At 60.9% G+C, this 11,932-nt stretch carries 8 protein-coding genes, 1 pseudogene and 1 riboswitch; of the genes and pseudogenes, 1 reads left to right on the plus strand and 8 read right to left on the minus strand.

Going from position 1 to position 11,932, the window contains the following annotated elements:
* Positions 1-696: 696 nt before the first annotated feature.
* The 7 genes from thiH to aerA form a co-directional block, all read right to left on the minus strand.
* Positions 697-1,932: a 2-iminoacetate synthase ThiH gene (gene thiH / locus PG881_RS16980; protein WP_378011348.1), complete on the minus strand. Its 1,236-nt coding sequence runs from the start codon at positions 1,930-1,932 to the stop codon at positions 697-699.
* A gap of 20 nt (positions 1,933-1,952) precedes the next feature.
* A complete protein-coding gene (locus PG881_RS16985; protein WP_123173902.1) occupies positions 1,953-2,720 on the minus strand; it encodes a thiazole synthase in 768 nt (255 codons plus the stop codon).
* 85 nt (positions 2,721-2,805) lie between these two features.
* A complete protein-coding gene (gene thiS / locus PG881_RS16990; RefSeq protein WP_270801550.1) occupies positions 2,806-3,012 on the minus strand; it encodes a sulfur carrier protein ThiS in 207 nt (68 codons plus the stop codon).
* The gene (locus PG881_RS16995; protein ID WP_270801551.1) at positions 3,009-3,785 is read right to left on the minus strand and encodes a HesA/MoeB/ThiF family protein; all 777 of its coding nucleotides are present in this window, start codon (positions 3,783-3,785) and stop codon (positions 3,009-3,011) included. Before PG881_RS16995 ends, thiS begins: the two co-directional genes overlap by 4 nt.
* Positions 3,775-5,391 carry a thiamine phosphate synthase gene (gene thiE / locus PG881_RS17000; protein ID WP_270801553.1) on the minus strand — a complete coding sequence of 539 codons (1,617 nt, stop codon included), beginning with the start codon at positions 5,389-5,391 and terminating at the stop codon, positions 3,775-3,777. Before thiE ends, PG881_RS16995 begins: the two co-directional genes overlap by 11 nt.
* Positions 5,388-7,379 carry a phosphomethylpyrimidine synthase ThiC gene (thiC, locus tag PG881_RS17005; RefSeq protein ID WP_270801555.1) on the minus strand — a complete coding sequence of 664 codons (1,992 nt, stop codon included), beginning with the start codon at positions 7,377-7,379 and terminating at the stop codon, positions 5,388-5,390. The genes thiE and thiC overlap by 4 nt, the downstream gene beginning before the upstream one ends.
* A 277-nt stretch (positions 7,380-7,656) precedes the next feature.
* Positions 7,657-7,770, minus strand: a riboswitch (TPP riboswitch).
* Between the two features lie 105 nt (positions 7,771-7,875).
* On the minus strand, positions 7,876-9,357 hold the full coding sequence (gene aerA / locus PG881_RS17010) for a beta-barrel pore-forming toxin aerolysin (protein ID WP_270801559.1): 1,482 nt from the start codon (positions 9,355-9,357) through the stop codon (positions 7,876-7,878).
* A 586-nt stretch (positions 9,358-9,943) separates the two neighbouring features.
* Here aerA and PG881_RS17015 point away from each other — a divergent pair.
* Positions 9,944-10,797, plus strand: a protein-coding gene (locus PG881_RS17015) for an IS5 family transposase (RefSeq protein WP_270801561.1) whose coding sequence is annotated in 2 segments (ribosomal slippage) — positions 9,944-10,286 and positions 10,286-10,797 — 855 coding nt in all. Because the reading frame shifts where the segments join, the coding sequence is not laid out codon by codon here.
* Between the two features lie 17 nt (positions 10,798-10,814).
* Here the strand turns inward: PG881_RS17015 and PG881_RS17020 are convergent.
* Positions 10,815-11,700 (minus strand): annotated as a pseudogene (locus tag PG881_RS17020) (IS481 family transposase).
* Positions 11,701-11,932 lie beyond the last annotated feature (232 nt).

Here is an 11,932-nt window from a genome sequence, read left to right on the forward strand (position 1 = left end):
AAATCGGCTCAAACATGAAGAAATGAAATGACTGAGTCAGCCGAGAAGAATTTCCCCGCTTATTCGCACCTTCCCTAACAATAATCATGCAGAGCTTCCAATTATGTTAAAGCATCTTCGAATGCAAGTCGAAGACAAGAGACGTGAAATCCTTGCTGAAATGAAGCTAAATATTGATGCAAGAGATGCTTGATAACACAACGTAGGGTGCAATAAGCGGTGCAATGCGCTCCGCTTATTGCACCCTACGACTACTCCCTGAGGTTATGGCGGGCACGGTTTTGGTTCCCCCTCCAATCCGCCGAGGGGAAGGGGCAAGGTCAGGAACGCCATCAGGGATGATGGCGCAGACGCAGCTGGCACAGGGATGTGCCGTCTGCGGCGGTCCGTCCGACCTTGCACCTGACCCGAGGGCAACCGCGTAGCGGCCGGGTTGGCGGGGGAAAAGACCTTTGGTGACTTTGGGTCTTTCCAAAGTCACTCGCCAAAGCCCGAAGGGCGGGCGAAACCCCGTCGAGGCCGGCGGCCTCGCGTCCTGCACGGCAAGGCCGTGCCATTCCCCCATTACACGGAGCGGACGATTACGCCTGACGGCTAATCGACCCTACGATTGCACGGCGAAGCCGTGCCTGCTTGCCACAGGCACGGAGTCTGGCTGAACGCCCGGATGCCACCGGCAAAGGGGCGTGACCGCCCCTATCGGCCCAAGAAGGGTTCCCAGTCCTTGAACACCGGCTGCAACCCGGCCTGCCGCACCGCGGCGGCCACTTCCCCCACCGGGCGGTCGTCGTGGATGGCGAACTGCTCCAGCTCCTCCGCATCCCCCTCGGCATAGCCACCCGGCTGGGTGCGCGACTCGGCCGACATCTGGGTAATGCCAAGACGCACCGCACCGTTGCGAAAGGTGGCCGACTCGCGGGTAGAGAGCGACAAGTCCAGCGTGGGCGAGAAGAGGCGCCAGGCGCAGATAAGCTGGGCCAGCTGGCGATCCGACATGACCACGGCAGGCTCCAACCCGCCGGTGCAGGGGCGCAGGCGCGGGAAGGAGAGCGAATAGCGGCTCTGCCAGTGGTGGCGCTCCAGCCAGGCGAGGTGCTCGGCGACAAAGTAGCTGTCGGCGCGCCAGTCCGAGGAGAGGCCGATCAGCGCCCCCAACCCTATCTTGTCGATACCGGCGCGGCCCAGCCGATCCGGTGTGGCGAGGCGCCATGCGATGTCCCGCTTGTTGCCGCGCAGATGGTGGCGGGCGTAGGTGGGGGCGTGGTAGGTCTCCTGATAGACCATGACGGCATCGAGGCCGAGGCTCTTCAGCTCGGCATAGTCGGCCTGCGAGAGGGGCTGCACCTCCATCCCTACCGTGCTGAAGTGGCGGCGGATGATGGGCATCACCTCGCGAAAATAGGCGAGCCCCACCTTGTGCTCGTGCTCGCCGGTCACCAGCAACACGCTGTCGAAACCGCGCACCTTGATGGCCAGACACTCGCGCTCTATCTCCTCTGCATTCAAGGTCTTGCGCTTGAGGCGGTTGCTCATGGAGAAGCCGCAGTAGGTGCAGTCGTTGGCGCAGAGGTTCGACAGATAGAGCGGTACATAGAAGCCGATGGTGTTACCAAAGCGCTGGCGGGTCAGCCGCTCGGCCTCGGCCGCCATCTGTGGCAGGTACGCTTCGGCGGCAGGGGAGATCAGCGCCATAAAATCGGCCAGGGTGCGGCGGGGTGAACCCAGCGCCCGTGCCACATCGGCGGCGGTCTTGGCGCGGATCTGCATGCCGATATCGTCCCACTCCAGCTCCTGCCAACGGTCGAGGAAGGAAGGAGCGGCATCATGTGATTCCAGATCCCTCCCCCCCGTAGCCCTCACCCCCAGCCCCTCTCCCAGAGGGAGAGGGGGGCAAACCTCTGGCTGCGCTTGGGACAAGGGGGAGATGTTCATGGTCGCCCCTATTTCATGACTCATAACGCCCCCAGAAAATCGGTCAGCGGGCTGGAGGCTTGTGCCTGCAGGGCGCGAGCGCCGAGGCCAGCTTCATAGGCGCTGCGACCGGCGGTGCAGGCCAGCGCAAAGGCGCGGCCCATGGCGACCGGGTCACCACTGACAGCGATGGCGGTGTTGACCAGCACGGCATCGGCGCCCAGCTCAAAGGCGGCCGCCGCGTGGCTTGGCGCACCGATCCCTGCATCCACCACCACAGGCACATTGGCCTGCTCGACGATGATGGAGAGAAACTCCCGGGTCACCAGCCCTTGATTGGAACCGATAGGGGCGCCGAGCGGCATCACGGCGGCGCAGCCCACCTCTTCCAGCCGCTTGCAGAGCACGGGGTCGGCGCCGCAGTAAGGCAGCACCACAAAGCCCTCTTTCACCAGCTGCTCGGCCGCTTTCAACGTCTCGATGGGGTCGGGCAGCAGATAGCGTGGATCGGGGTGGATCTCCAGCTTGAGCCAGTTCGTCCCCAGCGCCTCGCGGGCGAGGTGGGCGGCAAACACCGCCTCGGCGGCGGTCTTGGCGCCGGAGGTGTTGGGCAGCAACTTGACCCCGAGTTGCAGCAAGGGGCTCAGGATATCGTCGTGGGCCTTGCCCGGTTCGAGCCGCTTGATGGCCATGGTGACCAGCCGGGAGCCGCTCGCCTCGATGGCGGCGGCCATCAGATCCGGGCGGGCAAACTTGCCGGTACCGGTAAAGAGGCGCGAAGAGAAGGTGTGATCGGCAATCTTGAGCATGTCAGCCTCCTGCCACTGCGATAAGAAGAGATGAGGCCCCGCCGCAAGGCAGAGCGCTCGAAGATGGGACTGCGAGCATCATGGGTCAGCCTCCGGCAATGGCGGTGAAGAGGTGAAGTTCGTCCCCGTCATTGAGACGGGTCTCGGCCCAGCGGCCTCGGGGCAGCACGGCGCCGTTAAGGGCCACCGCGACCCCTTGGGGATTGACCCCTTGCGCCGCCAGCAGGTCGGCCGCACTCTGCCCTACCGCCAGCGGCTGGGCTTTATCGTTGAGTCGAATGGTCAAGGTCATGGGGTGATCTCCTTATCGTGTGTCGGGCATCGGCGCTGCCCGCAAACCGGGCAATCGGGGTCGGGAGCCAGAGTGAGGGTCTGCCACTGATGGGTCAACGCATCGAAGCGGCGCAGGGTGCCAGCGACCGGGCTCGGCATCCCGAGCAGCAGTTTCAGTGCCTCCAGCGCCTGCAAGGAGCCCATCACCCCCACCAGCGGGCCGGTGACGCCACTGGTCTCGCAGCGCTCGGCGATTTGGGTATCCAGCGGATAGAGGCAGGCGTAACAGGCGTGCTCCGAGCTGGTACGCACCATCAGCTGCCCCTGCCAACCCACTGCGGCGGTGGAGATCCAGGGCTTGCCCTGAGCCACGCAGGCGGCGTTGATGGCCTGGCGGGTGGCGAGGTTGTCGCAGCAGTCGATCACCAGATCTACCTCGGCCACAAACTCCGGCAGGCTGGCGGCATCGAGTCGCTGGTTGATGGCGATCAGCTCCACCAGCGGGTTGTGGGCGGCCAGGCGCTCGCGGGCCAGCTCCGCCTTGGAGTGGTTGACCGCCTCGCTATCGAACAGGATCTGGCGCGGCAAGTTGCTGGAATCGACGGTATCGCCATCGGCCAGCCACAAGGTGCCCACCCCGGCCCCGGCCAGATAGAGGGCGAGCGGCGAGCCAAGCCCACCCAAGCCCACGATCAGCACCGATTTATCCTTGAGCCGCGCCTGACCCGCCTCGCCCACTTCCGCCAGCATCAGCTGGCGGCCGTATCGCAAATACTCAGCATCAGAGAGCATGAGTCGCCTCCTGCAAGTCGGTCATGAGCTGTGCCGAGTGCGGCTCATCCCCCACTCCCACGGCCGCGAGCAGCCGCTCGGTCGCCCCCTGCCAGTCGTCGCTGGCAGTGATGGCCGAGACCAGCGCAATGCTGCCGACCCCGCTCCCCTTGACCGCCGCCACCCGCTCCTCGCTGATGCCGCCGATGGCCACCGTCGGCCAATCGCACATCAGGGCGCGGTAGCGATGCAGCCGCACCAGCCCCTGCGGGCGCGAAGGCATCGCCTTGGTGTTGGTCGGGAAGATATGGCCCAGCGCGATATAGGAGGGGGCCAGCTCGCGGGCCCGCATCAGCTCGAAGTAGCCGTGGGTGGAGATGCCAAGGCGCAGCCCAGCCGCCTGAATGGCGGCGAGATCGGCCGTCTCCATATCCTCCTGCCCCAGATGCACGCCCCAGGCACCCGCCTCGATGGCCTGCTGCCAGTAGTCGTTGATAAAAAGCCGCGCCCCATGACGGCGACCGAGCGCTACCGCATCACGAATGGCCGATGTCGCCTGAGCGGCAGGCAGATTCTTGATCCGCAGCTGGATAGTCTTGACCCCCTGCCCCAGCAGGCGGCGCAGCCACTTGACCGAATCCACCACCGGATAGAGGCCGAGGTTGTGTTCGGTCGGCGCGAAGGGGCCATTCGGCAGGCGGGCACTGCTTGTTTCATAAAGTCCGAAACGGCGATCGAGCGTTGAACCCGCCAATACGGCGCGGGGGAAGTGGGCAAGATCGGCGGGCCAGCCAAGATGGGCGATGGGGCCCGGGCCTGCCCCCACCCCTTGCGCCGCCGCCAACCCCTGTTGCAGGTAGGCACGCGCGAGGGTGATGGCGTCTTCCACCGGATAATCCTGCGCCACCACGGCGGCGATGGCGCTGGCGTAACAGCAGCCGGTGCCGTGGCCGTGGCGGGTATTCAGGCGCGGCGCCGCCAGCCAGAATTCGCGGGTTTCGTCCTGGTAGTAGTCCAGACACAGCTCCCCGCTCCACTCCAGATGGCCGCCCTTGACCAGCACGGCGCGGGCGCCGAGTTCGCGCAGCCGCCGGGCGGCGAGGCGCACCAGTTCGGGGCTGCTGACCGGCAAGCCGGTCAGGGCCTCCAGCTCGGGGCCGTTGGGGGTGATGAGCGACAGACGTGGCAGCAGCTGTTCGCGCACCGCCGCCAGCATATTGGGCTCCGCCATCGGGGTGCCGGTGCTGGCGATGGCCACCGGGTCGTAGACCACGAAGGGAGCCTCGATAGTTACCAGTCGACGGGCCAGTACCTCGACGTGAAGCCGGGTCGGCAGCAGACCGATCTTGATGGCGGCAGGGGGCAGATCGACGCCGAGGGCGTCGATCTGGGCGGTGAAGGTCTGCATCAACACAGGGTCGACCATCTTCACCGCCACCGAGTTCTGGGCGGTGATGGCGGAGATGATCGAACAGCCGTGAACGCCGAGGTCATGCAATGTGTGCAGGTCGGCCTGAATGCCGGCGCCACCGCCGGAATCTGAACCCGCTATGGTCCAGACCACAGGTCGCGAGTCCGTCACGGGCGGCAGGTCGGCGGGGCTGACAGCCCCGCTTGCGTTGCTCACGCCTCCTCCCCTGCGGCCTGTTTCAGCGCCGCCGCCTGATGGTAGATCTCGCCGCCGGTCTCCTTGAAGGTCTCTGCCATGCGGGCCATGCCGCTCTCCACCTGAGCCACCACCTGCTCCTGCTGGCCATCCATGCCGACCAGCTTGATCTCCACCGCCTCCAGCTTGGCGGCGTAGTCACGCACGTCCTGCGTGATCTTCATGGAGCAGAACTTGGGCCCGCACATGGAGCAGAAGTGAGCCACCTTGCCGGACTCCTGCGGCAGGGTTTCGTCGTGGTAGGCACGGGCGGTGTCGGGATCCAGCGCCAGATTGAACTGATCCTCCCAGCGGAACTCGAAGCGCGCCTTGGACATGGCGTTGTCGCGGATCTGGGCGCCCGGGTGCCCCTTGGCCAGATCGGCGGCGTGGGCGGCGATCTTGTAGGTGATCAGCCCCTGCTTCACGTCCTCCTTGTTGGGCAGGCCCAGATGCTCCTTGGGGGTCACGTAGCAGAGCATGGCGCAGCCATACCAGCCGATCATGGCCGCACCGATGCCGGAGGTGAAGTGATCGTACCCCGGCGCGATGTCGGTGGTGAGCGGGCCCAGCGTATAGAACGGCGCCTCGTGACAGTGCTCCAGCTGCTCGGTCATGTTGCGCTCGATCATGTGCATCGGCACGTGGCCCGGCCCCTCGATCATCACCTGCACGTCGTATTCCCAGGCAATTTTGGTGAGCTCGCCCAGGGTGCGCAGCTCGGCGAACTGGGCCTCGTCGTTGGCGTCATAGACGGAACCCGGACGCAGACCATCGCCCAGCGACAGGGCCACATCATAGGCGGCACAGATCTCGCAGATCTCGCGAAAGTGCTGGTAGAGGAAGTTCTCCTTGTGGTGGGACAGGCACCACTTGGCCATGATGCTGCCGCCGCGCGACACGATGCCGGTGAGGCGCTTGGCGGTCATCGGCACGAAGCGCAGCAGGACGCCGGCGTGGATGGTGAAGTAGTCCACCCCCTGCTCGGCCTGCTCCAGCAGGGTGTCGCGGAACAGCTCCCAGGTAAGGTCTTCGGCGATGCCGTTGGTCTTTTCCAGCGCCTGATAGATGGGCACGGTACCGATGGGCACCGGGCTGTTGCGCAGGATCCACTCGCGGGTCTCGTGGATGTAGCGGCCGGTGGAGAGATCCATGACAGTGTCGGCACCCCAGCGGGTGGACCAGACCAGCTTCTCCACTTCCTCTTCGATGCTGGAGGTGACCGCCGAGTTGCCGATGTTGGCGTTGATCTTCACCAGAAAATTGCGCCCGATGATCATCGGCTCCGCTTCCGGGTGGTTGATGTTGCTGGGGATGATGGCACGACCGGCGGCCACCTCATCGCGCACGAATTCGGGGGTGATGTTCTGGGGCAGGCGGGCACCGAAATCGCGGCCCGGATGCTGGGTGCGCAGGAGCTCGGAGCGCACCCGCTCGCGGCCCATGTTCTCGCGAATGGCGATAAATTCCATCTCGGGAGTGACGATACCGGCACGGGCATAGTGCAGCTGGGTAACCCGACGACCCGGCTTGGCGCGGCGCGGCTTTGGCAGATGCTCGAAGCGCAGGTGATCCAGCCCCTCATCGGCCAGCCGCTCCTGAGTGAAGGTGGAGCTGAGCCCCGGCAGTTCGTCGGTATCATCACGCTCCAGCACCCAGTTCTCCCGCAGGCGCGGCAAGCCGCGGCGCACGTCGATGGCGACCCCCTCCTCCCCGTAACGGCCCGAGGTGTCGTAGACCGGCACCGGCTCGTTGGGCTCGAATTGGGGATTTTCTTTGGTGCCGCCGACGAAGGTGTCGGCCAGCTGGATCTCCCGCAGGGGTACCCGGATATCGGCGCGGGAGCCTTCGATAAAGATGCGGCGGGAGTTGGGGTGAGCCATCCCCTTGAGGCTGTCGATAAAGGCCTGAGCGCTGGAGCGCTGCTCGCGGCGGCTGGATTTGGTGGTATCAGATGCTGAAGTAGACATAGCAAAACTCACATTAACTGGTTGAAGTTATGGGTATTTGCTTGTCTGGAGTTCGAGGAGAAGATGAACTTGCGGCGGGGTATGCTCGGGGGAGTGAGTCGGGCATGGATCTTCCCTGCTCTGCCATCCCGCTGTTTCCCTAGTCTGGAAACCCGGCGCCCAATGGACAACCGGACGGGACAGCCTCCCCCTCTGTGCGCCTGAACCATCGCGGGCGGAACCCTTGATGGGTGGGGCTCTGCTCCTGGTGAGCGAGGGTTTGCCCCGGCGCGGTAACCCGCAAGTTACCCTTGTTTCCCTTCGCAGGTCTTAACCTGATCAGGTTCCACGGATCCCGAATTAACGGTCTCAGCTTAGCGTCGTTCGACGGTCAGCACTCCGACAAGATGGCGCCAGTATAAGTGGGGAAATGGAAAGCACAAGCCTTTAACAAGCCCGACCAGTGCAAACGAAAACCGGGCCAGAGGCCCGGTTCCATCACTACAACGCACTGCCGTTATTGATTGGCTGCTGGCGTCACGCTCAGGCTGACATTGCTGAAGCCAAGCCCGGAGAGCTCTTGCGCATTGAGCGGGATCTCCAGTCGCAAGCCCTGTTCTCCCCCTCTCGCACTGAGAGCTCGAGGAGCCTTGCCATCCGCCGCGAGGGGCACGGGCGCACCGATTTCGATATTGCCGGCAAACTGGCTCTCGGCGCTGAAATCACCGGTGATCCCCGCCCGCACCGGGCACAGCACTCTGGCCAGGTTGTTCTGCATGGTAGACAGGCCGTTCTGCTGGATGGTCCAGTTCCAGTCCCACCACTTCACTTCACCCGGGATGTAACGCTTGTCCCACTGATAACGAATGCTGCTCGCCTTGTCCTTGTACGGCCCGATGACGAAGGTGTGGTTCCAGTTCGGGCGGTTGTCAGGATGGGTATACCAGGCATTGCCGCCCCAGCGCAGGAAGCCGCTCAGGGTCAGGTCATAGCTGACATCGGCCTTGAACTCATAGGGGTAGGAGATATCAGCCTTGTAGAGTTCAATCTTCACCGGGATCTTGGAGCGGGCTGGCACCGTCGGCCGCACGGATTGCGACAGGGAGGTGGTGGTAGAGCCCCCGTTCTGGGATGCCCAGGACTGGTTGGCCGCAATCTCGATGGAGAGTTCGGTTTCCCCTACCAGTGGCCACTTGAACTTGTTCTTGGTGGTCACCTTCTCGCTCAAGCCATAGGTATTGGTCTTGGACCAGTTGGTGGCGGTATCGTAACGCAGGGTGACATCATAACCGGATTGCGGGGTGTCGCTGTCGTTGATCGCCCAGCCCACCACCGTCTTGACCAGCTGGCGATCAGACTGGGTCACATCACCATGTTTGAAGCTGTCGGGGTCCAGGTTGTACGCAAAATTGCTGACCTTGATGGCCGTCTTCTCGCCACAACGATAACCCTCGCAACCGCCGTCATTGTTGCCACGGATCACCCAGCCGTCGCCATCACGGGTCACGTCCATGTCTTCACCGACATATTGGCTGTGATTGCCGCCCACCCAGGCATAACCAAGATAATGCGCCAGATAGCTGGTTGGCTTGATGAAATTTGCGCTGTCGTGTACCAGTCGCCACTGCACGTCCACCTCGTCACCGTCTGGAATATCCAGGGCTGACAAGGTTGGTATTTCTCCGATAACAGGATTGACCGGGTAACACCAGGTATTGGACGCCGAGCCAGGCTTTATTTCACCATTATAACCAGGCCCCATTATTACCCAGCCATTGGCCAGACCGCTTATTTGCCACTGCCCCATCATATTGACAATATTACTTTTAACGCTCTGGGCTTCTTCTCGAGTAATAGGGCGATACTTGTCGCCACAAACCTCCTGGCCCAGTGAGAACAGGCGCAACTGGTCTGGATAGACGGGTTCTGCCGCGTGAGCCTGTGCCATCAGCAGGCCGGATATGATCAATGACAAGTCAGTTATTTTTAGTTTTTGCATAGCAACCCCAATATATTGAACATTGACATACATTCACCAGCGCTTATATATCAGCAGGCGACATGTGAGTACGACAATATCAGTCACATTGGCTTCAATATGCGATTCAGGCCACATTTCAATGCATGTATAAAATTAACAAAACAATAAATTGAGGACTTCCTATATTAACAGGAGTAATATCAGAGCGTTCACTCTACTATTCCATTCGTCATTTATTCATCCCCATGAATATACGTAAAAATGATATTCCTAAATTAGTAATATCGATACAATGGTATTAGACGGAGTGATCCTTATTCCCGTTCATCCTTCGGATTGGCGATCAGAACCCGACCAGCTTCCTCACGCCAGAGTGCCAACTCGGTTACAGGTCGGTGGGGTTTGTCGGCAAACTGCTCTTGAGTGCAGATGATACGGAGAGCATCGAGATCTTCTGCGTCACCGGTCCCACCACTCTGGCCTGCCAGCAATGTAACGGTTCAGGTTTTCCGGATTGACGCTCTCAGCCCGGTGTCGCTAGGCTGTGTTCTTAAAGTGATGAAGATCTAATCTCACATCTTCTCAACAGTTTAAGATCTATGCAGTGTCCCGTCGTTACCAGTTGACCGATGCACAATGGGGACTTATCGAGCCCCTTTTTCCATACCACCACATAAGCGGACGTCCTACTCGCGAGCCACGACAAGTGCTCGATGGCATTCTCTGGATACTCCACACCGGTGCGCCTTGGCGAGATCTGCCAGTACGTTTCGGCCCATGGAGTTCGGTCTACAACACCTTTCGACGTTGGCAGAGTACAGGTCACATCGATGCCATCCTTGAAGCGCTGCAACTGCATCTCAATGAAGAAGGGCTTATCGACTTCGACCTGTGGTGTATTGACGGCTCCAATGTCAGGGCATCCAAAGAAGCTGCCGGAGCGCGTAAAAAAACACTCCTGTGAATCAAGCGCTTGGTCGCTCGCGTGGAGGTTTTGGCAGCAAAATTCACTTGGTCACGGATGGTAATGGTTTACCGCTGGGGTTCTGCCTTTCAGCGGGGCAATCAGCGGAAATCAGATATGCGACAAGTGCGTTGGCCATGGCAAGGATACCGACCTCATCAGGCAGTTATCGCACGCGTCCAGCGCATCTTGCCGCAGATAAGGCCTATAGCAGCAGGACTTTGCGGGCCGAACTTCGTCGCAGAAGGATAAAAGCAGTCATTCCGCAGCGCAGCGACCAGCAGCGGCGCCATAAGGGACGTCCACTGGTATTAGACAAAGCTCGTTATCGCCGGCGAAATGTGGTCGAGCGGTGCTTCGGATGGCTGAAGAAGTTTCGCCGATTCTCAACGAGATATGAAAAGCTGGCGGGAAGTTTTGCTGCTTTTATCAAGCTGGCTTTCTGCCTTCGTTACTTACGGGAACTATTGGTAGACAGAAAACCAGCATTTTGAGAACACAGCCTAGACAGCTAGCTGTGTAAACCCACCAGATTGAAGACGACTAATGGGGGGGGCTGGTAGCCCAGACGGGCATGAGGGCGATGCCAGTTGTACTCATGCAGCCACGGTTGTAAGTGTTCTGCCCGTTGCACTGATAAGTCATAACTCCGGGCATAGGCCTATTCACGTAACACAGTCTGAATGAACCGCTCTGCTTTGCCATTCGTTTGGGGTGTGTAAGGTTTGGTGCGCAGGTGCTTGAGTCCCAAGCGACGACACAACTTCTGGAAGCGTGTCGACCGATAACAGGTGCCATTGTCAGTGAGTAGCCGACTGAAACGAATACCGAGCCCGGCGTAATAGCGAAGTGCTTGTAATAGCGCCAGGCAGGCACTGCGCACCGTCTCATCAGGATACAGGGCGCTGAATGCCACACGGGAGTGGTCATCCACCGCCACATCCGCATACTCCCATTCCGCCCCCGGAGAGTCCTAGCGGCGGTCACCGGTCACCCGTCACCCGATGGCCGGGACGATGGAAACGCCCCAACTTTTTGATGTCTAGATGCAACAAGTCTCCCGGTTTCTCATATTCATAGCGTTGTACTGGAGGGGCAGGCTCCAGATTAGCCAGTCGATTCAGGCCTATTCGTTGCAAGATACGCGCGACTGAACTGTGCCCTATGCCTAGAGATTGGCTGATGTGCCGATAGGTCTGTCGCTGTTTGCGCAGTTCGATAATCCTCTGTTGGCGCAGGTCATCAATGGCATGGGGGTAGGATGCGGGTTGAGAAGAGCGATTGTACAGGCCATCGGGCCCCTCCTGGCGATATCGAATGAGCCACTTGTAAGCGGTGCGGGTACTGACGCCGGCAGCGTGAGCGGCCTCTTCTACGCGCAGGCCCTGTTCAAGGATACGCTGGACAAGAAGCTATCGACCAAAGACGGTTAATCGGGCATTTTTATGGTTGTTCACTGGGGCACCTCGGATGATTGGTTTGGTTGGCGCCTCCAATTTTCCGGGAATACCCCGAGTGAACAACCTACAGAGAGATCACAGTTAGCTCTCCGACAAGATAGGCATGCATGTTAGGCCCACTTTCCAGCCCAACCATGAATTCTTCACTACAATGAAAGCAGTTCATTAA

This window comes from Aeromonas sp. QDB54 (genome assembly GCF_027707385.1).
GTDB classification, from domain to species: Bacteria; Pseudomonadota; Gammaproteobacteria; order Enterobacterales; family Aeromonadaceae; genus Aeromonas; species Aeromonas hydrophila.

Coding starts and splice junctions, on each gene's coding strand:
- aerA (WP_270801559.1), bottom strand. CDS start 9,357: ATGCAAAAACTAAAAATAACTGACTTGTCATTGATCATATCCGGCCTG.
- PG881_RS16995 (WP_270801551.1), bottom strand. CDS start 3,785: ATGCTCTCTGATGCTGAGTATTTGCGATACGGCCGCCAGCTGATGCTG.
- thiH (WP_378011348.1), bottom strand. CDS start 1,932: ATGAACATCTCCCCCTTGTCCCAAGCGCAGCCAGAGGTTTGCCCCCCT.
- thiS (WP_270801550.1), bottom strand. CDS start 3,012: ATGACCTTGACCATTCGACTCAACGATAAAGCCCAGCCGCTGGCGGTA.
- thiC (WP_270801555.1), bottom strand. CDS start 7,379: ATGTCTACTTCAGCATCTGATACCACCAAATCCAGCCGCCGCGAGCAG.
- PG881_RS16985 (WP_123173902.1), bottom strand. CDS start 2,720: ATGCTCAAGATTGCCGATCACACCTTCTCTTCGCGCCTCTTTACCGGT.